The 21,923-nt window shown below is 61.2% G+C and carries 19 protein-coding genes; 7 read left to right on the plus strand and 12 right to left on the minus strand.

The window, feature by feature from the left end:
- The first annotated feature begins 234 nt into the window (after window positions 1-234).
- Window positions 235-1,122: an acyltransferase gene (locus LOY35_RS25870; RefSeq protein ID WP_258628683.1), complete on the plus strand. Its 888-nt coding sequence runs from the start codon at window positions 235-237 to the stop codon at window positions 1,120-1,122.
- Here the strand turns inward: LOY35_RS25870 and LOY35_RS25875 are convergent, their stop codons facing one another.
- Window positions 1,123-1,695 carry a DUF2780 domain-containing protein gene (locus LOY35_RS25875; protein WP_258628686.1) on the minus strand — a complete coding sequence of 191 codons (573 nt, stop codon included), beginning with the start codon at window positions 1,693-1,695 and terminating at the stop codon, window positions 1,123-1,125.
- Between the two features lie 245 nt (window positions 1,696-1,940).
- Between LOY35_RS25875 and LOY35_RS25880 the strand changes: the two genes are divergently transcribed.
- Both LOY35_RS25880 and LOY35_RS25885 read left to right on the plus strand, forming a co-directional pair.
- Window positions 1,941-2,354, plus strand: coding sequence for a DUF3757 domain-containing protein (locus LOY35_RS25880; RefSeq protein ID WP_258628688.1), 414 nt, complete (start codon window positions 1,941-1,943; stop codon window positions 2,352-2,354).
- A gap of 84 nt (window positions 2,355-2,438) precedes the next feature.
- On the plus strand, window positions 2,439-3,017 hold the full coding sequence (locus tag LOY35_RS25885; RefSeq protein WP_258628690.1) for a hypothetical protein: 579 nt from the start codon (window positions 2,439-2,441) through the stop codon (window positions 3,015-3,017).
- A gap of 129 nt (window positions 3,018-3,146) precedes the next feature.
- Here the strand turns inward: LOY35_RS25885 and fdhA are convergent, their stop codons facing one another.
- From fdhA to LOY35_RS25925, 8 genes are all read right to left on the minus strand, one after another.
- Complete coding sequence (gene fdhA / locus LOY35_RS25890) at window positions 3,147-4,346, minus strand: formaldehyde dehydrogenase, glutathione-independent (protein ID WP_258628693.1); 1,200 nt, start codon at window positions 4,344-4,346, stop codon at window positions 3,147-3,149.
- 128 nt (window positions 4,347-4,474) lie between these two features.
- Window positions 4,475-5,332: a formyltetrahydrofolate deformylase gene (gene purU / locus LOY35_RS25895; protein WP_047702346.1), complete on the minus strand. Its 858-nt coding sequence runs from the start codon at window positions 5,330-5,332 to the stop codon at window positions 4,475-4,477.
- Window positions 5,333-5,538: 206 nt separating this feature from the next.
- Window positions 5,539-6,171 (minus strand): sarcosine oxidase subunit gamma, encoded by a 633-nt coding sequence (locus tag LOY35_RS25900; RefSeq protein WP_041022257.1) that lies wholly within the window; start codon window positions 6,169-6,171, stop codon window positions 5,539-5,541.
- A 159-nt stretch (window positions 6,172-6,330) separates the two neighbouring features.
- Complete coding sequence (locus tag LOY35_RS25905; protein ID WP_258628697.1) at window positions 6,331-9,348, minus strand: sarcosine oxidase subunit alpha; 3,018 nt, start codon at window positions 9,346-9,348, stop codon at window positions 6,331-6,333.
- Entirely contained in the window at window positions 9,345-9,674 is a 330-nt protein-coding gene (locus tag LOY35_RS25910; protein WP_024779445.1) for a sarcosine oxidase subunit delta, read from the minus strand. The genes LOY35_RS25905 and LOY35_RS25910 overlap by 4 nt, the downstream gene beginning before the upstream one ends.
- Window positions 9,675-9,688: 14 nt before the next feature.
- Entirely contained in the window at window positions 9,689-10,939 is a 1,251-nt protein-coding gene (locus tag LOY35_RS25915; protein WP_258628700.1) for a sarcosine oxidase subunit beta family protein, read from the minus strand.
- 21 nt (window positions 10,940-10,960) lie between these two features.
- The gene (gene glyA, locus LOY35_RS25920) at window positions 10,961-12,214 is read right to left on the minus strand and encodes a serine hydroxymethyltransferase (protein WP_024779447.1); all 1,254 of its coding nucleotides are present in this window, start codon (window positions 12,212-12,214) and stop codon (window positions 10,961-10,963) included.
- A 313-nt stretch (window positions 12,215-12,527) separates the two neighbouring features.
- Window positions 12,528-13,232 carry a conjugal transfer protein TraX gene (locus tag LOY35_RS25925; protein ID WP_258628702.1) on the minus strand — a complete coding sequence of 235 codons (705 nt, stop codon included), beginning with the start codon at window positions 13,230-13,232 and terminating at the stop codon, window positions 12,528-12,530.
- Between the two features lie 192 nt (window positions 13,233-13,424).
- Here LOY35_RS25925 and LOY35_RS25930 point away from each other — a divergent pair, with 192 nt between their 5' ends.
- From LOY35_RS25930 to LOY35_RS25940, 3 genes are all read left to right on the plus strand, one after another.
- Window positions 13,425-14,465, plus strand: coding sequence for a low specificity L-threonine aldolase (locus LOY35_RS25930; protein WP_258628704.1), 1,041 nt, complete (start codon window positions 13,425-13,427; stop codon window positions 14,463-14,465).
- A gap of 281 nt (window positions 14,466-14,746) precedes the next feature.
- On the plus strand, window positions 14,747-14,998 hold the full coding sequence (locus LOY35_RS25935; protein ID WP_258628707.1) for a hypothetical protein: 252 nt from the start codon (window positions 14,747-14,749) through the stop codon (window positions 14,996-14,998).
- A gap of 178 nt (window positions 14,999-15,176) precedes the next feature.
- Entirely contained in the window at window positions 15,177-15,707 is a 531-nt protein-coding gene (locus LOY35_RS25940; RefSeq protein WP_258628709.1) for an REP-associated tyrosine transposase, read from the plus strand.
- 165 nt (window positions 15,708-15,872) lie between these two features.
- Here the strand turns inward: LOY35_RS25940 and gbcB are convergent, their stop codons facing one another.
- Window positions 15,873-16,973: a glycine-betaine demethylase subunit GbcB gene (gene gbcB / locus LOY35_RS25945; protein ID WP_258628712.1), complete on the minus strand. Its 1,101-nt coding sequence runs from the start codon at window positions 16,971-16,973 to the stop codon at window positions 15,873-15,875.
- A gap of 283 nt (window positions 16,974-17,256) precedes the next feature.
- Here gbcB and gbcA point away from each other — a divergent pair, with 283 nt between their 5' ends.
- Window positions 17,257-18,552 carry a glycine-betaine demethylase subunit GbcA gene (gene gbcA, locus LOY35_RS25950; RefSeq protein WP_258628720.1) on the plus strand — a complete coding sequence of 432 codons (1,296 nt, stop codon included), beginning with the start codon at window positions 17,257-17,259 and terminating at the stop codon, window positions 18,550-18,552.
- A 107-nt stretch (window positions 18,553-18,659) separates the two neighbouring features.
- Here gbcA and LOY35_RS25955 read toward each other — a convergent pair whose 3' ends face one another.
- Together LOY35_RS25955 and LOY35_RS25960 are read right to left on the minus strand one after the other, a co-directional pair.
- A complete protein-coding gene (locus LOY35_RS25955) occupies window positions 18,660-19,904 on the minus strand; it encodes a metallophosphoesterase (RefSeq protein WP_258628723.1) in 1,245 nt (414 codons plus the stop codon).
- Window positions 19,905-19,931: 27 nt separating this feature from the next.
- Window positions 19,932-21,800 (minus strand): hypothetical protein, encoded by a 1,869-nt coding sequence (locus LOY35_RS25960; RefSeq protein WP_258628724.1) that lies wholly within the window; start codon window positions 21,798-21,800, stop codon window positions 19,932-19,934.
- Window positions 21,801-21,923: the final 123 nt, after the last annotated feature.

The raw sequence follows: 21,923 nt of genomic DNA on the forward strand, positions 1-21,923 counted from the left end.
GCAATAGGGCTCCTGTGGGGGTGGCTTTTTAGACCGTGAGCGGTGGATTCGTTCGGTCTGTGGCAAGGGAGCTTGCTCCCGCTGGGCAGCGAAGCGGCCCCGATTGGGGTGATGGCAAAGCCTGTTGGGAAACCCAGCATACCGGTCAAAAGGTGAAACATTCGTCCAGCACAATTTGGCCTGCCGCCCGAAGCTGCTTATCATGGCCCGCCCACCCGCTTGCAAGAGTCATTTATGCGCCGCCTGCTCACCGGCTGTTTCGTCACCCTGTTGCTGTTGCTCAACACCCTGGTGCTGTTCGGGCCGTTGATGGTGTTCGCGCTGCTCAAGCTGATCCTGCCCGGGCGCCTTCGCGACTATGCCTCGTGGGCGGTAATGTGGATCGCCGAAACCTGGGCCGAGATCGACAAACTGATCTTCGCCCTGTGCATTCCCACCCGGTGGGATATTCGCGGCGGCGAAGGCTTGCGTGGCGATACGTCTTACCTGGTCATCAGCAATCACCAGTCCTGGGTGGACATTCCCGCCCTCATCCAGACCCTCAACCGGCGCACACCGTTCTTCAAGTTTTTTCTCAAGAGAGAACTGATCTGGGTGCCCTTCCTGGGCCTGGCCTGGTGGGCGCTGGATTATCCGTTCATGAAGCGCTATACCAAAGCCTTCCTGGCGAAAAACCCGGAACTGGCCGGCAAGGACCTGGAAATCACCCGGGCGGCCTGCGAGCTGTTCAAGCGCCAGCCGGTCACCGTGGTGAACTACCTCGAAGGGACACGCTTTACCGCCGCCAAAAGCCAGCAGCAGCAATCACCCTTTGCCCATCTGCTCAAGCCCAAGGCCGGTGGCGTGGCGTTCGTGCTGGCGGCGATGGGCGAACAACTGGACGCGATCCTGGATGTGACCGTGGTGTATCCGCAGGCGCGGATTCCGGGGTTCTGGGATTTGATCAGCGGTTCCGTGCCAAAGGTCATCATCGACATCCAGACCCGCCCGCTGGACCCTGCGCTGTGGCAAGGCGATTACGAAAACGATCCGGTGTTTCGCCAGCACGTCCAGAACTGGGTCAACCAGCTCTGGACCGAAAAGGATCGACGCATCGTCGCCTTGCTCGACGAGCGCCGCTGATCAGATCCCGGCGCCGGTGCCCCAGATGCCGCCGAGGTTCTGCAGCAAGGTGCTGGCCACGCCTTGTTGGCCCAGGTACTGGAGGATCACCGGGGCAAACTGGCCGATCATGCCGCTGTCCATGCCCAAGGCACTGAAGGCATTGTTCAAATCGTTGGTGTCCTTGACGTTGCCCAGCAGGCCATCGAGCAAGGCATTCTTCTGCGAACCACCACCGAGCAGGCCGCCCAGGCCATTGAGTCCGCCGATGGCGCTGTTGCCGGCAATCTGGTCCAGGCCTGGCACGCTTTGGCTCAGCTCGGAAAACTGTGGCTCGCTGAGACGATTCTTTGCCAGCCCCAACATCGCGCCGGCACCGCCGATGGCCTGCTCCGGCGTGATCTTCAGCTCCGAACCCAACGTGTTGAGCAACCCGGCGGCTTCGGGCGCGGCGGCCACGGCCCCCTGCTCACCCTGACCGCCCTGCATGGCCGCCACTGCGTTGGCCGCATCACTGAGGCTGAACTGCGCGAAGGCCGGACTGGCCGCCAGCGACAGCAGGCAAGACAGTGCGAAACCGCGTGAAACCTTCATTGCGAACGTCCTCTTGAGCCATTAAAAACCGCCCGATGGGGGGCGGCACGAAATCGTGGGTTGGACTGAGGAGAGTAAGGATCGTTCCGCCGGTCCACATTCCGACCGTCTTCGAGGCTGACTACCGCCAAAAGCGATGAACGTCTCTAACTATTCTAAAAAAGCATAAAAAACTGTCAGGATTGACAGTAGCCCGATCGGCTCCAATGGCGACCATGTTCTATTGGAACCAATGGAGCCTGGACATGAAAAATACTCTGACGGGATGCGCGTGGTTACTTCTATTGTTTATCAACCCTGTTAAGGCCGGCGAAGTAACCTGTCCTGCCATTGCGAATATCAGTGAACACATCAAACCCTGGGATGTTAAGTCCACGGAAGTACAGGATGATCGAGAGTGGGCAAGTCAGAGCGCTATTAAAATGGACGATCCGGCATCCATGCAATTCAACGGTGCCGAGTTTGCTCTCCATGACATTGACGACCCACAAACACCGGGAAGAACAACCCTCACTTGCGCATACGCATCCGTAAATCTGGCCCTCCAGTATCTTCAGATACAGCCGCCTGTTTCAGAGTGGACGAATCGGCGCTGCGAAAATCTTGCCCTTCAAGTGTGCAAGCTCATCGATGCTGACGACTTCAACCTGAGTTTCTGATTGATTTATCGCTTACCCGCCGCTGGCAGATGACCCGCAGTCCGCTGATACCGTACAGTGCGCCTCCCACTGAAGAGTTTGCCCATGGACGTAAAAATTGGTGGCGCCACCCTCGCGGTCATCCTGACGGGCATGCTTATTGTGCTGGGCGTCAACGAATGCCAGCGAGGACCGCTGAATCCGGAGTTGGCCGATGGTGTCAGCGAGGAGCAAAAAACCTGGCTGACCATCGAACATCGCATCAAGCGCTTCGACCCGTCCCTGACGGCGGTAACCCGTGATCGGCAAACGCTCACCATCACCTATCGCCCGGACGCCTCCACCGAGAATGACGAGGGTTGGGTGCCGCGCCTGCTGCGCGTTGTCGGCCACGGTCTCGCGGCGCTCAACAACGCCCCTGGGGGCAAGCAGTACACCCAGGTAACGGTCAAGGCCCGGTTCCTTGCCGACGACGATGTTGAATTGGTCTACGACATGCAGGGCTTCGACGCGATCAAGACCCAAAGGGATGGTTATGTCACCTTCGCCAGCCTGCCCCGCAGCCTCACCTTCGGCAGGGATGCGCTGGCCCAGGCCCAGCTTGATTGCCGGAACACGAATGTCTGGGGTTTCTACCCCGATTTCTGCGAGCGGGTCAAAACGGCAACGGTAACCCAGCCCTGAGTGGGGTTACCCAGGCCTGACGGGAATGGAACGAACAATTTATGGAAGAATAGGCAGCAGACACCTGCCGCTACAGCCAAATAAAAAGGGCGACATCACTGTCGCCCTTTTTCCGTCTTGCTTCCAACCTTACGCCGCGCTGAACATCTTGTGCGGGTCAATCACGAATTTCTTCGGCACGCCAGCGTCGAACTCGCCGTAGCCTTTCGGCGCGTCGTCCAGGCTGATCACCTGTACGCCGACGATGTCCGCGATGTTGATGCGGTCCCACATGATCGCCTGCATCAGCGCGCGGTTGTACTTCATCACCGGGGTCTGGCCGGTGTGGAAGCTGTGGGACTTGGCCCAGCCGAGGCCGAAGCGGATGCTCAGGGCACCGATCTTGGCGGCGGCATCGACCGCACCCGGATCTTCGGTGACGTACAGGCCAGGGATACCGATCTTGCCGGCAACGCGGGTCACTTGCATCAGCGAGTTAAGCACGGTGGCCGGGGCTTCGTGCTTGACGCCGTCATGACCATGACCACGGGCTTCGAAGCCTACGCAGTCAACGGCGCAATCGACTTCAGGCTCGCCCAACAGTGCGGCGATTTGCTCATGCAATGGTGTGTCGGTGGACAGGTCGACAATTTCAAAACCCTGCGCCTTGGCGTGAGCCAGACGGATGGAGTTGACGTCACCGACGATCACCACCGCTGCACCGAGCAGACGAGCAGAGGCCGCGGCAGCCAGACCAACCGGACCAGCACCGGCGATATAAACAGTGCTGCCAGGACCAACGCCGGCAGTCACCGCACCGTGGTAACCGGTAGGCAGGATGTCGGACAGGCAAGTCAGGTCGCGGATCTTCTCCATGGCCTTGTCGCGGTCCGGCAGTTTCAGCAGGTTGAAGTCGGCATACGGCACCAGCACGTACTCGGCCTGGCCGCCGGTCCAGTCACCCATGTCGACATAGCCATAGGCGCCACCGGCACGGGCCGGGTTGACGGTCAGGCAGACGCCGGTGTGCTGTTCCTTGCAGGAACGGCAACGACCGCACGCGACGTTGAACGGTACCGACACCAGATCACCGATCTTCAGGTTCTCGACGTCGCTGCCCTTCTCGATCACTTCACCGGTGATCTCGTGACCCAGGACCAGACCGGTCTGGGCGGTGGTACGGCCGCGCACCATGTGCTGGTCGGAGCCGCAGATGTTGGTGGATACCACGCGCAGGATGACGCCGTGCTCGATTTTTCTGCCACGCGGGTCCTGCATTTTTGGATAGTCGATCTTCTGTACTTCGACCTTGCCGTTGCCGAGATAGACGACACCACGATTACCGGACATGCTTTCACCTCGCTGTTGTTTTTGTGGAACTGCGTCACCCAGGCAGGCAGCGCGTTTGTGCTCGGATTAGTACTGGGATTATCAAAGAAGAACTGCTCGCCAACGGGCCTCAGAGCGCCGCCAAGCATCTAAAGAACGACAGTACGATTGGCGTTCAGGAAAACCCGTCTTTCAATGTGATACCCCACGGCCCGGGCCAATGTGAGCCCTTCGATATCCCGCCCCTTGGCAATCAGGTCCTCGGGGTAATGACTGTGGTCCACCACTTCCACGCCCTGGGCGATGATCGGGCCTTCGTCCAGGTCGTTATTGATGTAATGCGCCGTGGCACCGACCAGCTTCACGCCTTTGTTGTAGGCCTGGTGATACGGTTTGGCGCCCTTGAAGCCAGGCAGCAGGGAGTGGTGGATATTGATTGCCTTGCCGTCGAGCTTGCGACACAGCTCCGGCGACAGCACCTGCATGTAGCGGGCGAGGATCACCAGCTCGGCGCCGGTGTCTTCGATCACCTGCCACACCTGCCGCTCCTGGGCCGGCTTGTCGTTCGGATCCAGGGGGAAATGGTAGTAGGGAATCTGGTGCCAGTCGGCCAGTGGCTTGAGGTCCGGGTGATTGGACACCACCGCGACCACGTCCATGGACAACTGGCCGATGCGCTGGCGGTAGAGCAAATCGTTGAGGCAGTGATCGGCCTTGGACACCATGATCACCACTTTCGGCCGGTAGTTGGGCGGCGTCAGTTCGAAGACCATGCCAAAGGCTTCGGCACGCTCGGCCAGGCCGGCACGGAAATCCTGCTCGTCGAAACCATCGGGTTGGCGAAATTCCACACGAATGAAGAAACGCCCCGAAAGCCGGTCGTCGAAGGAGTGGTGTTCGGTAACGTAGCAGCCCTGCTCGAACAGAAAGCGGGTCACCGCGTCCACCGTGCCGAGCACGCTGGGGCAGTCGGCAGTCAAAATCCATGTATCTGGGGCGCGACTCATTGCGGTGACTCCTGTTTGTAGTGGCTAATCCCCGAACACAGAACCTGTGGCGAGGGGATTTATCCCCGCTGGGCTGCGAAGCAGCCCTAAACCAGCCCCAGCGGTGTGTCAGGCTGGATTGTATGTAGCTTTATTGGGGCTGCTTCGCAGCCCAGCGGGGATAAATCCCCTCGCCACAAAAATGTTTGGCTTTAGACCGTGATAGCTCAGGCCTGCACGCTCAAGCCATATTCAGCCGACGCATCCTGCAGCCACAGCCACCAGTAATCGGAGAAGCTGCGGCGGATCAGCAGTTCCCAGGTGTCTTCGGCGGTGTGGCGGATCACCAGTTGCGACTTGGCGAACACCGTGCCCACGGCCTTGCCTACCGGGAAGTTGCTTGGGTGTACATCGTAGCTGGTGGATTTCATCAGCACGTCGCGCACGTTCGGGCCGGACAGCTCGAGAATCTGCTGGCCGCCGCTGACGTTGACGATCTGGATGTGCAGGTCGCCCAGGGCTTCACGCAGTTTCTGCTCGGCGGCGAACTCTTCACCGGTCGGCACGACCAGCAGCCATTCATCCGGCCCCATCCATTGCAAACTGGTCTCACCCTTGACGATCACGCTCAACGCGCCCGGCAATTCGATGCCCAGGGCCTTGTGCACGCCCGCGGCGAATGCCGCATCGTGGCCATCGCCACGGATGGTCAGGTGGCCCAGGAGTTTTTTCTCGCGCACGGTCACGCCGGCGTTCTTGCGCCCCTTGCCCACCAGGCTGGCGAGGTCGGCATGATGCAGCGACGACTCGGCTTTGGCCCCGGTGGTTGGGCGTTGTTGGTAAACATTGGCGGCTGTCATATAGCACCTGTCATGAATGCTTGCTCGACCTGCCGGTGCGTGGCGCTGTGAGAGCAAGGCTTGCCCGCGATGAACGATAACTCGGTCTGATGGCTACCGTGTCGCCTGCATCGCGAGCAAGCTTTGCTCCCACACGCCCCCACCCACAGGGCTCAAGTGTTAGATATTCTGCCGATCGCCCTTCGGATCGAAGAACACCGAAGAAACGATCTCTGCCTCGATCACGCTACCGTCAGCCTGCGGCGAGAAAACCCTCTCACCGATACGCTTCAAGCCCCCCTTGACCACACCCATGGCGAATGAATAGCCCAGGGAGTTGTGTGCGTAGCTGGAGGTCACGTGACCCACCATGGTCATCGGGATCGCCTGCTTGGGGTTGAAGACCAGTTGCGCGCCTTCCGGCAGCCAGACGTTCGGATCGATCGGCTTGAGGCCCACCAGTTGCTTGCGGTCTTCACGCACGCAATCTTCCCGGTTCATGCCACGCCAGCCGATCCACGAGAACGGTTTGGTACGGCCCACGCACCAGCCCATGTTCAGGTCGTCCGGGGTCATCGAGCCGTCGGTGTCCTGACCGACGATGATGAAGCCCTTCTCGGCCCGCAGTACGTGCATGGTTTCAGTGCCGTACGGGGTCAGGTTGTACTTCTTGCCGGCCTCGACGATCTTCTCGAGCACGCCCATGGCGTAGTCGGCCTGCACGTTGACTTCGTACGACAGCTCGCCGGTGAACGAAATCCGGAACACCCGCGCCGGTACGCCACCCACCAGGCCTTCTTTCCAGGTCATGAACGGGAAGCCGTCACGATCCAGGTCGATGTCGGTGACTTCGCTCAACAGCTTGCGGCTGTTGGGCCCCGACAAGGTCATGGTTGCCCAGTGGTCGGTGACCGAGGTGAAGTACACCTTCAGGTCCGGCCATTCGGTCTGCTGGTAGATCTCCAGCCATTGCAGCACACGGGCCGCACCGCCGGTGGTGGTGGTCATGATGAAATGGTTGTCGGCGACACAGGCGGTCACGCCGTCGTCGAACACCATGCCGTCTTCCTTGCACATCAGGCCGTAGCGGGCCTTGCCCACGTCGAGCTTGGTCCAGGCGTTGGTGTAGATGCGGTTGAGGAACTCACGGGCATCCGGGCCCTGGATGTCGATCTTGCCCAGGGTCGAGGCGTCCAGCAGGCCGACGCTGTCGCGTACCGCCTTGCATTCGCGCTTGACCGCGGCGTGCATGTCTTCGCCGTTCTTCGGGAAGTACCAAGGGCGCTTCCACTGGCCGACATCTTCGAACTCGGCGCCGTTCTTCAAGTGCCAGGCATGCAGCGCGGTGAAGCGAACCGGTTCGAAGATGTGTCCGCAGTGCCGGCCGGCCACCGCGCCGAATGTTACCGGCGTGTAGTTCGGACGGAACATGGTGGTGCCCATCTGCGGGATGCTCACGTTCAGCGAACGTGCCGCGATGGCCAGGCCGTTGACGTTACCCAGCTTGCCCTGGTCGGTACCGAAGCCCAGTGCGGTGTAGCGCTTGACGTGTTCCACCGACTCGAAGCCTTCGCGGGTCGCGAGTTCGATGGCGGCGGCGGTGACGTCGTTCTGCAGGTCGACGAACTGCTTCGGCGCCCGTGCGGTAGCTTTTTCGTGCGGCACCTGGAACAGCGCCAGGGTTGGCTCTTCGTGGCGGCTCAGGGCTTTGGGCAACACCCCTTCCACGGTTTTGAAGCCGGCTTCGCTGGCCGCGCGCACGCCGCCCTCGAAACCATCGGCCAGGGTATCGCCGAGGCTGTAGACGCCATTCACGCCGCCGACGCATACGCGTTTCTGCGGTGCTTCGCCCGGTACGAAACCGAGGATGTCTTCACGCCAGATCGGCTTGCCGCCCAGGTGCGAAGCCAGGTGGACCACCGGGCTGTAGCCGCCGGAGCTGGCGACCAGGTCGCAGTCCAGCCATTCGCCGGGGCTGGTGACTTTTTGTCCGCGGACGTCGATCGCGGCGACGCGGGCACCGGTCACGCGCTTGCTGCCACGGGCCTCGATCACGGCACTGCCGGTGAGGATGCGGATGCCTTTGGCGCGGGCTTCTTCCACCAGCGCGCCGCGTGGGTTGCTGCGGGCATCGGCGACGGCAACAACTTGCAGGCCGGCGTCGAACCAGTCCAGCGCAACGCGATAGGCGTGGTCGTTGTTGGTGGACAGCACCAGCTTCTTGCCCGGTGCCACGCCGTAGCGGCGCACGTAGGTAGAGACTGCACCGGCCAGCATGTTGCCCGGCACGTCGTTGTTGCCGTAGACCAGCGGACGCTCGCAAGCACCGGTGGCCAGCACTACGCGCTTGGCGCGAACGCGGTTGATGCGCTGACGCACCTGGCCGATCGGCGCGCGGTCACCGAGGTGGTCGGTGAGGCGTTCGTGGATGGTCAGGAAGTTGTGGTCGTGGTAACCGTTCACCGTGGCACGAGGCAACAGCAATACTTCCGGCATCGAGCGCAGCTCGGCCACTACCGCCGCGACCCATTCGGTCGCCGGCTTGCCGTCCAGGCTCTCGCGGGAATCGAGCAGGCTACCGCCGAACTCTTCCTGCTCGTCAGCCACGATCACCCGCGCACCGCTGCGACCAGCGGCCAGGGCGGCGGCCAGGCCGGCAGGGCCGGCGCCGACGACCAGCACATCGCAGTGACGGCTCATGTAGTCATAGGTATCCGGATCGTTCTCGGTCGACGAGCGGCCCAGGCCGGCGGCCTTGCGGATGTACTTTTCGTAAGTCATCCAGAACGATTGCGGGTACATGAAGGTTTTGTAGTAGAAGCCCGGCGGCATCATCTTGCCGCCGACCTTGCCGAGAATACCCATCACGTCATTGTTCACGCTCGGCCAGCCGTTGGTGCTGGTGGCGACCAGGCCCTGGTACAGCGCCTGTTGCGTGGCACGCACGTTAGGAATCTGCGTGGCTTCGGTGGCGCCGATCTGCAGCACCGCGTTCGGCTCTTCCGCACCGGCGGCGAAGATGCCCCGTGGACGGGAATACTTGAAGCTGCGGCCGATGATGTCGACGCCGTTGGCCAGCAGTGCAGCGGCCAGGGAATCGCCTTCGAAGCCTTTGTAGGTCTGGCCGTTGAAGGTGAAGCTCAGCACTTTGTTGCGGTCGATCCGTCCGCCGTTGGACAGGCGATTGATCTGGCTCATACCTTCTCTCCCAGAGCCTGTGCGGCCGCTTTCGGACTGTCAGCCTTGTCAGTGAATTGCGGCTTTTGGCCGATCTTGTAGGTTTCCAGGATTTCGTAGGTCACGGTGTCGCGGGTCGCGTTGAAGTACTGGCGGCAACCGGCAGCGTGGATCCACAACTCATGGTGCAGGCCGCGAGGGTTGTCGCGGAAGAACATGTAGTCGCCCCACTCCTCGTCGGTGCAGCTGTTCGGGTCCAGTGGACGCGGGATGTGCGCCTGGCCGGACGAATGGAATTCCTCTTCGGAGCGCAGTTCGCCGCAGTGAGGACAGAAGATGTGCAACATAGGGATTTCTCCTGTTAGTGGGCGACGGCAGCAGCGCCGTGTTCGTCGATGAGCGCACCGTTGTGGAAACGGTCGATGGAAAACGGTGCGGCCAGTGGGTGCATTTCACCCTTGGCCAGGCTGGCGGCAAACACGTTGCCCGAGCCCGGAGTGGCCTTGAAGCCACCGGTGCCCCAACCGCAGTTGAAGAACATGTTCGGCACCGGCGTCTTGGAGATGATCGGGCAGGCGTCCGGCGTGGTGTCGACGATGCCGCCCCACTGACGGTTCATGCGCACCCGCGAGAGCACTGGGAACATCTCGACGATGGCCTGGATGGTGTGCTCGATCACCGGGTACGAACCGCGCTGGCCGTAGCCGACCCAGCCGTCGATACCGGCACCGATCACCAGGTCGCCCTTGTCGGACTGGCTGATGTAGCCGTGCACGGCGTTGGACATGATCACGCTGTCGATGATCGGCTTGATCGGCTCGGACACCAGGGCTTGCAACGGGTGGGATTCGACCGGCAGGCGGAAGCCGGCCAGCTTGGCCATGTGCCCCGAGTTACCGGCGGTCACCACGCCGACGCGCTTGGCGCCGATGAAGCCCTTGTTGGTTTCCACACCGATGCACACGCCGTTTTCCTTTCGGAAACCGATTACCTCGGTCTGCTGGATCAGGTCCACGCCGAGGGCGTCCGCGGCACGGGCAAAGCCCCAGGCCACGGCATCGTGACGGGCCACGCCGCCGCGACGCTGGACGGTAGCGCCCAACACCGGGTAGCGGGTGTTCTTCGAGCAGTCCAGGTACGGGATCTCGTCGGCCACTTGCTTGGTGTTGAGCAGCTCGCCATCCACGCCGTTGAGGCGGTTGGCGTTGACCCGACGCTCGGAGTCACGGATGTCCTGCAGGGTGTGGCACAGGTTGTACACACCGCGCTGGGAGAACATCACGTTGTAGTTCAGGTCCTGGGACAGGCCTTCCCAGAGCTTCATCGCGTGTTCGTACAGGTGGGCCGATTCGTCCCACAGGTAGTTGGAGCGCACGATGGTGGTGTTGCGCGCGGTGTTACCGCCGCCCAGCCAGCCTTTCTCGACCACGGCCACGTTGGTGATGCCGTGCTCCTTGGCCAGGTAGTAGGCGGTCGCCAGGCCATGCCCGCCACCGCCGACGATAACCACGTCGTAGACCTTTTTCGGCGTCGGCGTACGCCACATCCGCTGCCAGTTTTCGTGATGGCTGAGAGAGTGCTTGAAGAGGCCGAAGCCCGAATAGCGTTGCATAGTCATTACTCCAAAACCGACTCAGCGATAAACCGGGAAGTCCGCGCACAGGGCCGCCACTTGCTGGGCGACATTGGCCTCGACATCGGCGTCGCCGAGGTTGTCGAGGATGTCGCAGATCCAGCCGGCCAGCGTCACGCACTGGGAAACCTTGAAGCCACGCGTGGTCACCGCCGGAGTACCGATGCGCAGGCCCGAAGTCACGAATGGCGACTGCGGGTCGTTCGGCACGGCGTTCTTGTTGACGGTGATGTGAGCGCGACCCAGGGCGGCATCGGCGTCCTTGCCGGTCAGGCCCTGACGGATCAGGCTGACCAGGAACAGGTGGTTATCGGTGCCGCCGGACACTACATCGTAGCCGCGCTTGATGAACACGCCAGCCATGGCCTGGGCGTTTTCGATCACTTGCTGCTGGTAGGCCTTGAAACCAGGCTCCAGCGCTTCCTTGAAGCACACCGCCTTGCCGGCGATCACGTGCATCAGCGGACCGCCCTGGGCGCCCGGGAATACCGCGGCGTTGAGCTTCTTCTCGATCTCTTCGTTGGACTTGGCCAGGATCAGGCCGCCACGCGGACCACGCAGGGTCTTGTGGGTGGTCGTGGTGACCACATCGGCGTAGGGCAGCGGGTTCGGGTACAGGCCGGCGGCCACCAGGCCAGCGACGTGGGCCATGTCGACGAACAGCAGGGCACCGACCTTGTCGGCGATCTGACGGAAGCGTGGGAAGTCCAGGGTCTTGGAGTAGGCCGAGAAACCGGCAACGATCATCTTCGGCTTGTGCTCGACCGCCAGACGCTCGACTTCATCGTAGTCGATCAAGCCGGTGGTGGTGTCGATGCCGTACTGCACGGCGTTGTAGAGCTTGCCCGAGGACGACACTTTGGCGCCGTGGGTCAGGTGACCGCCGTGGGCCAGGCTCATGCCCAGGATGGTGTCGCCAGCTTGCAGCAGGGCCAGGTAGACGGCGCTGTTGGCCGAAGAACCGGAGTGCGGCTGGACGTTGGCGTAATCGGCGCCGAACAGTTGCTTGGCGCGTTCGATGGCCAGGGCTTCGACCTTGTCGACGTGCTCGCAGCCACCGTAGTAGCGCTTGCCTGGATAGCCTTCGGCGTATTTGTTGGTCAGGCCGCTGCCCTGGGCCTGCATGACACGCTTGCTGGTGTAGTTTTCTGACGCGATCAGTTCGATGTGATCTTCCTGGCGTTGCTCTTCGGCGTTCATCGCCGCCAGCAGTGCATCATCGTAACCCTGGATTTGGTCTTGCTTGCTGAACATCGCGTCTCTCCCAGCGGCGTCGGTACGCCTTTTTGTCTTGGTGAGGCACCGCCCGTTCGACAGTGCCCTTTGGATGCGATGGTATGGCTGGCGCAGGCAGGTCAAATGCCTATGGACGCCACGCAAAGGCGCGTTTACGACATGGCATATGACGCGATCACTGTGGCGAGGGGATTTATCCCCGCTGGGGCGCGAAGCGGCCCTGAAACCAGACGTCTGCGTGTGTGATATTGATTGAGCTGGGCGCTTTTGGGGCCGCTTCGCACCCCAGCGGGGATAAATCCCCTCGCCACAGCTCGCTGGGCAACACGCGCTATGCGGCGATTTGACGAACCGCAAGCAATACCAGGAAATGTCCGGGATATAAGGCATATGCCCAGCGCCGCATCGGCGGCGGATGAAAACGTCCCGCCCGGCGCAAAAGCAACAGCCCGAGCCCTGGCGCAAACAGGCAAGCCAGCATGCCCCATACCGCCACCTCACTCCCCAGCCATGCAGCGCCATAAAGTACCCGCCACTGATTGGCCGCCAGGCACACCAACCCTGGCAACCATGCGAAGTACCAGGGCCGACGAACCACCAGCAACATCGCCAGGGGCAGCAGCACGCCGAAGAAACCGAACATCAGTCGTGAAGCGCACAGTGCCGCCAGCAGCAACGCCCCCAACGCCAGGCATCGGGCCTCCCATTGCGATGCCTGCCAGCCGCGCGCCACCAGCAGCCCCAGGATCAGCGTCGGCAATACATTCAACGTAGAGGGGTCGGGGATGAACAGTCGATAAGGGATTTCACTGATCGCGCCGAACAGCAACAGCCAGCCCAGATAACGCCACGGCACGACACCGGCTCCGTCCCGCGCCAGATTCGCCGCCATCGCCAGGCAGAACCCAGGAAACGCCAGGCGCCCCGGCACGTAGAGCCAATCGGCGGAAAAACCGACATATCGCAGATGATCGAGCACCATCGCCAACAAAGCCAGCCACTTGAGCAGGTCCAAGGCCCGGTCGCGCTGGTTCATGTGCACAGTCGTCCGGCGGCTTTGTGATTTCCTGACAGAAACATCCGGTGTGTTCCCCCGCTAATCTTGGGTAAAGTGCGCACCAACATCGACCACGGCGTCGTTGATCAAACACGCCGAACCATGAAACTCCCCACCCGGGAATTTCTGCCAGGGATCTTTACCCAGGACCTCTACTCCAGGAGCAAGGCCATGACCGACAAGAGTCAACAGTTCGCCAGTGACAACTATTCCGGCATTTGTCCCGAAGCCTGGGCGGCCATGGAAGAAGCCAACCAGGGCCACCAGCGCGCCTACGGCGACGATGAATGGACCCATCGGGCGGCCGACGATTTCCGCGCCCTGTTCGAAACCGATTGCGAAGTGTTCTTCGCGTTCAACGGCACCGCGGCCAACTCCCTGGCGCTGTCCTCGCTGTGCCAGAGTTACCACAGCGTGATCTGTTCGGAAACCGCCCACGTCGAAACCGACGAGTGCGGCGCACCGGAGTTCTTTTCCAACGGTTCCAAGCTGCTGCTGGCACGCACTGAAAACGGCAAGCTGACGCCTGCCTCGATCCGCGAAATCGCCCTCAAGCGCCAGGACATCCACTACCCCAAGCCCCGGGTCGTGACCCTGACCCAGGCGACGGAAGTCGGCAGCATCTATACCCCGGACGAAATCCGCGCCATCAGCAATACCTGCAAGGAACTGGGGTTGAACCTGCACATGGACGGCGCGCGGTTTTCCAATGCCTGCGCCTTCCTCGGCTGCTCACCGGCCGACCTGACCTGGAAAGTGGGCGTCGACGTGCTGTGCTTCGGCGGCACGAAAAACGGCATGGCGGTGGGTGAAGCCATCCTGTTCTTCAACCACGATCTGGCGGTGGACTTCGACTATCGCTGCAAACAGGCCGGGCAACTGGCATCGAAAATGCGTTTCCTCTCCGCCCCCTGGGTCGGCCTGCTGCAAAACGACGCCTGGCTCAAGCACGCCCGCCACGCCAACCACTGCGCCCAACTGCTGGCGCAATTGGTGAGCGACATCCCTGGCGTGGAACTGATGTTCCCGGTCCAGGCCAACGGCGTATTCCTGCAACTCTCGGAACCGGCCATCGCCGCCCTCACGGCCCGCGGCTGGCGCTTCTACACCTTCATCGGCAAAGGCGGCGCACGGTTCATGTGCTCGTGGGATACCGAAGAGGCGCGGGTACGGGAACTGGCGGCGGATATTCGGGAAGTGATGAGCGCCTGAAGCGACCACCCAAGAACACTGTTGCAAGTCCTCTTGCTCCCGCTGGGCTGCGCCGAAAGGATTGCTGCGCAGCCCAGCGGGGCTTCACCCCTCAGACCCCACCCGCCAGAAGCATCAAATCCGGGACGCGTCTACTGTCAGACCTGACAGCAGACGGTGCCAATCCGCCTATCTAACATAAGTACCTCCTTGACGGTGAGACAGGCAGTTCGCGCTCGACAGTACCGATTGAGGCCAAGAGCAGTTCCACTTCGGAACCGGATCGCAAGAGGTAAATCGCCATGGCCAAACCAGTACGCATTGAAATTTCATTCTCCCCCTTGGACTACCCTGACCAGGTCCAGGTTTATATTCCACCCCATGAGAATTACCGTGAGATGTTGCTCGGAGCCCAGGTCGGCGACGGGATCAGTTTCAGGCATGAGGACAAGTATTTCTTTGGAACAGTAGCGAGACGAAGCTTTGCTTCCAGAACACCCACAGACCCGGAGGATTCGGACTGGATGCTGCAACTTCACTTAAGCAACTCATAAGGCTGTTAATTTCCTGATCATTCCCACGCTCTGCGTGGGAATGCCGTCACGGACGCTCCGTGTTCAGTGCCTGCAAACGAACAGATTATTCTCACCTGCCACGCACCCTTTTCGCCTATCACGACATGAATCGGCAACTGCAACATGGCCATTCCACGCGCTACAAAGGAATGTCCCCATGGGCCGGAGCCGCTACGTCATCACCGAACCTGACAAACCGCACTTTCTCACCTGCACGCTCGTGGAGTGGCTGCCGCTGTTTGTACGGCCCTACCTCGTCGATCACCTGCTCGATTGCTGGCGTTATCAGCAAGCCCACCAGAACCTGCAACTGCTGGGTTATGTCGTTCTGGAGAATCATCTGCATTTCGTCGCCCAGGCACCGAACCTGAACAAGTGCTTGCGCCAGTTCAAATCATTTACGGCACGCCAGATTATTGATGACCTGCAGAGCAAAGGCGCAGAACGAGCGTTGCAACGCTTGAGGTTCAGCAAGCGGGCACATAAGCAAGACCGGGGGTATCAGCTTTGGCAGGAAGGCTCACATGCGGAGCAGATTCATAGCGAAACAGTCATGCGGCAAAAGCTGGATTACATCCACTTCAACCCGGTGAAGCGTGGGCATGTGGAATTACCGGAACATTGGCGGTATTCCAGTGCACACAATTACGCGGGGATGGAAGGCTTGATCGAGATTCAACGACGGTAGCGTGCAGACGGCTGGGGAGCTGGGACGCAGAGCGTCCCTGGCGGCATTCCCACGCAGAGCGTGGGAACGATCAGCACAATACCTGCCACCTCGTTCCCCACGCTCTGCGTGGGAATGCATCTCGGGACGCTCCGCGTTCCGGTTTCAGCGCCCCATGCGATCGACTCAAAAATCGATCCGCACATCCCCCTTCGGCACACTGCAGCACGACAGGATGTAACCTTCGGCCTCGTCGTCCTCGGTGATCCCGCCGTTGTGGTCCATCTCCACTTCCCCGCCCAGCTTCATCACCTTGCACGTGCCGCAGATACCCATGCCGCAGGCCTTGGGGATCATCATGCCGAGTTTGGCGGCGGCGGCGTGGACGGTTTCTCCCGGTGCCACGCGAATGCTCTTGCCGGAGGAGGTGAATTCCACCAGATGCAGGTCCGCGGCATCGACTTCGGGGGCGTCGGCGGCCTGTTCGGCCTGCTCCACCGCGTCGGCGCGGGCTTCCGGTGGCGTGGCGCCGAAAGATTCCTCGTGATAACGCTTCATGTCGAAGCCGGCGGCTTCCAGCAGGCGCTTGACCGCGTTCATGTACGGCGTCGGGCCGCAGCAGAACACTTCGCGCTCCATGAAGTCCGGCGCCATCAGCTCCAGCATCTTGTGGTTCAGGTAACCGCGATAGCCAGCCCAGGGCTCGCCCAGGCCATGTTTTTCACAGATCAGGTGCAGGCTGAAGTTGTCGATCCGCGACGCCATGTGCTCCAGCTCGCGGTGATAGATGATGTCCTTGGGCGAACGGGCGCTGTGGATGAACACCATGTCGACGTTGCCGTTGGTGTCGTAGTACCAGCGCGCCATGGACATCACCGGGGTGATGCCGACACCGCCGCTGAGGTAGAGCACCTTCGGGCTGGAGAAGTCGATGGCATTGAACAGCCCCACCGGCCCGTGCACCGCCAGCTCCTGGCCTTCGTGCAGGGTGTCATGCAGCCAGTTGGAGACCTTGCCCCCCGGCACGCGCTTGATGGTCACCGAAAAGCTGTAAGGCACCGACGGCGAGCTGGAAATGGTGTAAGAGCGCATGACCGGCTGACCTTCGATTTCCAGCTCCAGGGTGACAAACTGCCCCGGCTTGAAAAAGAACATGATCGGCTGGTCGGCCATGAAGCAGAACGTGCGCACATCCCAGGTTTCCTGGATGACTTTGACGCAACGCACGATATGTCGGCCATTGGCCCAGGTCTGGGTAGTGACCGGGTTCAGGAAATTATTGGACATGCTGATCTCCACGGCCGACTGCCGGCCTTCATGGTTGTGATTGTGCTCAGGCGCCGAAACAGCCATTTACCTATTCGCGACATTCACATACTTATCGCGACCAGCCCCTAACTACCGGCTCTGGCGCGTCGGGAACAGATTGGGCCATGTCGCCCATGGATAAGGTTCGCCCCCTGCGCGGCCCCACACTCGCCTCAACAGACAAACAACGTTTTCTGCCTTGCGTAGCACAACCGATTAGCCATATTTCGCCGGCCACACAGATGGCCATGAGGATACAACGATGGACGTGACCACAACCCTGAGCCTGGGCGATCCACTGGAACCCGCACGCAAGGCCACCGTGCAGATGCTGCAGGAACGCGAGCGCACCTACTCGCTGCCGCAGCCATTCTATAGCGACGAGCGCCTGTTCGATATCGACATGCAGGAGATCTTCCATAAGGAATGGCTGATCGCCGGCATGACCTGCGAGATCCCGACCAAGGGCAACTACCTCACCCTGCAAGTGGGCAAGAACCCGATCATCGTGATCCGCGGCGCCGACGGTGTGGTCCACGCATTCCATAACGTTTGCCGTCACCGCGGTTCGCGCCTGTGCACCAGCGAAAAGGGCAAGGTCGCCAAGCTGGTCTGCCATTACCACCAGTGGACCTACGAGCTGGACGGTCGCCTGCTGTTCGCCGGCACCGAAATGGGCGCCGACTTCGACATGAAGGAATACGGCCTCAAGCCGGTGAACGTGAAAACCGCCGGTGGCTACATCTTCATCAGCCTGGCGGAGAACCCGCCGGCCATCGATGACTTCCTGTCGACCCTGGCCCATTACATGGAACCCTACGACATGGAAAACACCAAGGTGGCGGTGCAAACCACCTTGATGGAGAAGGCCAACTGGAAACTGGTGCTGGAAAACAACCGCGAGTGCTACCACTGCGGCGGCTCCCACCCCGAATTGCTCAAGACCCTGCTGGAATGGGACGACGTCACCGACCCGCGCGCCGACCAGGCGTTCAAGGACCACGTGGCCGCTTCCGCCGCCGCCTGGGACGCCGAGAAGATCCCTTACGCCCACGCCAGCTTCGGCCTGCGTAACCGCATCGTGCGCATGCCGCTGCTCAAGGGCACCGTCTCGATGACCATGGACGGCAAGCAAGGCTGCGCCAAGCTGATGGGCCGCATCAAGAACCCGGACCTGGGCTCGATGCGTATCCTGCACCTGCCGCACTCGTGGAACCACTGCATGGGCGACCACATCATCGTGTTCACCGTGTGGCCGATCAGCGCCCAGGAAACCATGGTCACCACCAAGTGGATCGTGCACAAGGACGCGGTCGAAGGCGTGGACTACGACGTGGCGCGCATGCGCGAAGTCTGGGATGCCACCAACGACCAGGACCGTCGCCTGGCCGAAGAGAACCAGCGCGGCATCAACTCCACCGCCTACCAGCCGGGCCCATACTCCAAGACCTATGAGTTCGGCGTGGTGAACTTCGTGGACTGGTACAGCGGCCGCATGCTGAACAACCTGGGGGCCGAGCCTGCGCCGTACCTCAAGGGCATCAAGGTCCAGGCCTAAAGCAAAAAGCATCGCGAGCAGGCTCGCTCCCACACTCGATCTTCGGTCCACCAAAGATCCCCTGTGGGAGCGAGCCTGCTCGCGATAGCGGCCTGACTATCAACCCGTTACTTCGAAGACCACCGCACCGACCCATCCTCCCCGTAGAACGTCTCTTCGATGTTCTCGCCCACCAGCCGCACCTTCACATAGCCATTGAGCACCCGCTCCGGATACACCTCATCCCCGGCCAGTTCCGTCTCCGACCACAATATCCGCGCATGCCCGTTCAGCTCGCTGGTGGTGCCATAGGGAATCGCTCCATGCCCGGCGCAACGTGCGTGCAATCCGCCTTGGGTGGCGTAGCAGATGCCGTTGTGCAGATGCCCCCAGTACCAGTAGTCCGGCTCACGCCCCAGCGCATCGCACACCGGTTGGTATAGCGCGGTCTTGTTGTGCCCGGAAATATCGAATCCCTGGTGATGACTGAGCACCATCAGCTTCTTGCGCTTGGGCAGGCTTTTCATCCAGTCGATCTGCTGGGTGTTGAGAGTGCCGTCCATGTACAGGTTCATGGCATCCGAGGCATAGGCGCTGTCGAGGCCGACCACCAGCCAGTCGTCGTTGTACAAGGCGAAGTAGCTGGTGCCCTGTTGCCCCGGAAAGCGCTTGGCCAATTCCTTGAAATAGCCATGGGCGCCACTGTACATCTCGTGGTTGGAATTGAGGGTGAACGAGCCGTGCTTGCCCTGGGGCCAGCCAACCATGTCGACGTCTTCCTGGGAGTGGGAGCCGGCGTAGTAGACATCCCCCAGGTGAATGGTGAAGTCAGCCTGGGCCAGTTGCATCTGGTTGGCCACTGCCACCGCCGGGGCGTGGCTGTCGAACGGCCCGGTGCCCCAGTCGCCAGCGATGGCCAGCACCACGTCGCTGTCCATTTTCACCAGTGCCGGGGTCGTGCCGAACGTCGCATGGTGACGCAGGTTCTCGATCCACTTGAGCAGCGCCTCGCTCCACAGCAGGTCCAGAAGCTCCCATTTGCGACAACCCAGCAAAGTGCCATCCTTGAGCACCCGGGTCGGCAATTCGTCCTCGCTTTGCGGCAAAGGCTTGGCATTGCCAATCTTCAGGATCGACAGACCGTGGGCCAATTCCCACGGCACGGCCGGTTCGTCGTCCGGCAGGTCGCCATGTTCGATGGCGTGCCGGGCTTGGTCATGGCCCCGTTGCAACAGCTTGACGATGGCCTCGAACTCCTCGGGCTCCAGGTCATTGACGAGTTTTTTCCAAGACATTTCCAGTCGCGTGACCAACCCGTGCAGGCGGACCTTGACCTTGTCGAACTCATGTTCCCAATGGTGCAGTAATGACATGTGGACGCTCCTTCGTAGTGCCCTGGGTTACAGGGTCTTCATGAATTCGATCAGGGCTCGTTTGTCGGTGTCCGACAGCTGCGTGCCATACAGATGACCGCCGTTGTGGTTGCCTTCCAGGCGAGTGTCGTACTTGAAATCCGCCGACGCCTTCATCTGCGCGCCGCTGGTGATGAAACCAACTTTCTGCGGGTCGTAGATATCGGAGCCGGTGTAGAACACTTGCGGACGCTGTTCCGGCGGCAGCAACAGGTCCCACAGGGTTGGCACCGAGCCGTTGTGCAGGTACGGCGCACGCAACCAGATGCCGTCGGTCGGGGTGTTGCTGTAGCTCTGGGTCTTGCGGTAGGCGTTGAAGTCGAACGGCGGTTTCTTGAAGCCATGGAACGCTGTCACCAACCCGGTGGTGAAGGAGTTCAGGCGATGGGGATCGGTGCCCAACTGGTCGATATTGGTGGTGACCTGGCCTGTATCGGTGCGGCCGAAGTCGTGGCAACCGGCACAGTTCTTCTCCCAGATCGGTTTGCCCTGGGCCACCTTCGCCTGGTCCAGGGCGAACGGCCAGGCCGGCGCCTTGTGCCCCAGCAACCAGTTGGTCACCCGGTTGAAGCTGGGCGGCAGCACCGATTCCGGTGTCGCGCCCACAGCCATGGCGGCGGCGTAGTTGCGCTCGTGGATTTTGTTGTTATTGCCGTCCCAATGCAGGTACATCGACTCGCGAGGTTTCTGGTTCCAGACTTGCGGCAGGTCCACGGTGCCGATGGTGGAGTCATCCGGGAAGCCGAACACCACCATTTTGGTCGGGTTGAAGGTGTCGGTCCGCCCGGGCCCCTGGGCCGGGCGCAGTTTCTGCCAGGCGTAGGCCTGTTTCTGCTTGAGCAGCGCGCTCTTGGCCATCGGCATGATCAGGTAGCGGTTGTACAGCTTCTCGAAAAAGCCCAGTTGGAACTTGCCGTTGATCGCGGCCATGATCGCATCGGGGGTGAATTTCGGGTCGCTGGCGCAATCGTAGGCAAACCACTGGAAAGCCTGCAGTTGCAAGGTATTGGCCGGCGCGGTGGCGACCGGAACCGCTACGTCAGTGGCGTTGGCCCGGTAGGAGCCGGTGTGGCACAGGGCGCAGTTCGGCTCCACGGTGGGGTAGCCCAGTTGCCGTTTGGCCATGCCGATGGGCAGGTCCTTACCGTCTTCATAGAGGAAACCGAACACTTCGTAGCCACCGGGCTTGGGCATCTTTTCCGGGCACATCTGCGGCAGCACGGCGAACAGGTAGTAAGGAATCCGCGCCTCGATGCCGAGGCCGATCGCAGCGTACTTGTAATGGTCTTCGTCGGAAGCGAAGTCCGGCTGCGGTACCTCGCGGATCATCTGATACCAGGTCTGGTAACCGATGAAACCCAGCACCAGTACCACGACCAGCGCGCCGGTCCTGAAACGCGGACTGTGCCAGTGCCGTCTCCAGCCCTCACGCCACTCCCGGCAACCGGTGCAGAGCAAGGCCAGCGGACGATTGGCAACCGTGCTGCCCAGGTACAGCAGCACGCCCAGTATCAGGAACATGCTCAGGTCGCCCATCAGCATCGGTACGAACAACGAGCCCTGGTTGTTGGTGTTGATCAGGTAGATCCAGAACACCACCGCCACCAGCCGCGAGAGCACACATAACCACGAATTCACCACGAAACGCGGCGCATTGAACCCCGAGGGCATGTAGAACAGGCTGATTCCCACCAGCAACATGCCGGTGTTTTCCAGCCAGGGATCGGACAGCACGGGAGGTAGCCCGAGCATGGACGTCAGCAACGCCGGCGCGAACAGCGCCGGAATCGCGAAGAACATGTTCATGACAATCCCGACCCAGATGATGCGTTGGTACCAACGGATGTAAGTGTTCATGGGCATCCTTTTTCCTTAAGCCTATCCACGAGGTGCAGCGCCCTGCCGATCGCTTTCGCGAGCAAGCCCGCCCCACATGGGCATGCGGTCTCCTGTGGGAGCGAGCCTGCTCGCGAAGAAGTC

Source organism: Pseudomonas sp. B21-028, from assembly GCF_024749045.1.
Taxonomy (GTDB): Bacteria; Pseudomonadota; Gammaproteobacteria; order Pseudomonadales; family Pseudomonadaceae; genus Aquipseudomonas.

What these genes read in the sequence shown, in the direction of transcription:
- LOY35_RS25870 (WP_258628683.1), top strand. Translation starts at nt 235, where the DNA reads ATGCGCCGCCTGCTCACCGGCTGTTTCGTCACCCTGTTGCTGTTGCTC.
- LOY35_RS25875 (WP_258628686.1), bottom strand. Translation starts at nt 1,695, where the DNA reads ATGAAGGTTTCACGCGGTTTCGCACTGTCTTGCCTGCTGTCGCTGGCG.
- LOY35_RS25880 (WP_258628688.1), top strand. Translation starts at nt 1,941, where the DNA reads ATGAAAAATACTCTGACGGGATGCGCGTGGTTACTTCTATTGTTTATC.
- LOY35_RS25885 (WP_258628690.1), top strand. Translation starts at nt 2,439, where the DNA reads ATGGACGTAAAAATTGGTGGCGCCACCCTCGCGGTCATCCTGACGGGC.
- fdhA (WP_258628693.1), bottom strand. Translation starts at nt 4,346, where the DNA reads ATGTCCGGTAATCGTGGTGTCGTCTATCTCGGCAACGGCAAGGTCGAA.
- purU (WP_047702346.1), bottom strand. Translation starts at nt 5,332, where the DNA reads ATGAGTCGCGCCCCAGATACATGGATTTTGACTGCCGACTGCCCCAGC.
- LOY35_RS25900 (WP_041022257.1), bottom strand. Translation starts at nt 6,171, where the DNA reads ATGACAGCCGCCAATGTTTACCAACAACGCCCAACCACCGGGGCCAAA.
- LOY35_RS25905 (WP_258628697.1), bottom strand. Translation starts at nt 9,348, where the DNA reads ATGAGCCAGATCAATCGCCTGTCCAACGGCGGACGGATCGACCGCAAC.
- LOY35_RS25910 (WP_024779445.1), bottom strand. Translation starts at nt 9,674, where the DNA reads ATGTTGCACATCTTCTGTCCTCACTGCGGCGAACTGCGCTCCGAAGAG.
- LOY35_RS25915 (WP_258628700.1), bottom strand. Translation starts at nt 10,939, where the DNA reads ATGCAACGCTATTCGGGCTTCGGCCTCTTCAAGCACTCTCTCAGCCAT.
- glyA (WP_024779447.1), bottom strand. Translation starts at nt 12,214, where the DNA reads ATGTTCAGCAAGCAAGACCAAATCCAGGGTTACGATGATGCACTGCTG.
- LOY35_RS25925 (WP_258628702.1), bottom strand. Translation starts at nt 13,232, where the DNA reads ATGAACCAGCGCGACCGGGCCTTGGACCTGCTCAAGTGGCTGGCTTTG.
- LOY35_RS25930 (WP_258628704.1), top strand. Translation starts at nt 13,425, where the DNA reads ATGACCGACAAGAGTCAACAGTTCGCCAGTGACAACTATTCCGGCATT.
- LOY35_RS25935 (WP_258628707.1), top strand. Translation starts at nt 14,747, where the DNA reads ATGGCCAAACCAGTACGCATTGAAATTTCATTCTCCCCCTTGGACTAC.
- LOY35_RS25940 (WP_258628709.1), top strand. Translation starts at nt 15,177, where the DNA reads ATGGGCCGGAGCCGCTACGTCATCACCGAACCTGACAAACCGCACTTT.
- gbcB (WP_258628712.1), bottom strand. Translation starts at nt 16,973, where the DNA reads ATGTCCAATAATTTCCTGAACCCGGTCACTACCCAGACCTGGGCCAAT.
- gbcA (WP_258628720.1), top strand. Translation starts at nt 17,257, where the DNA reads ATGGACGTGACCACAACCCTGAGCCTGGGCGATCCACTGGAACCCGCA.
- LOY35_RS25955 (WP_258628723.1), bottom strand. Translation starts at nt 19,904, where the DNA reads ATGTCATTACTGCACCATTGGGAACATGAGTTCGACAAGGTCAAGGTC.
- LOY35_RS25960 (WP_258628724.1), bottom strand. Translation starts at nt 21,800, where the DNA reads ATGAACACTTACATCCGTTGGTACCAACGCATCATCTGGGTCGGGATT.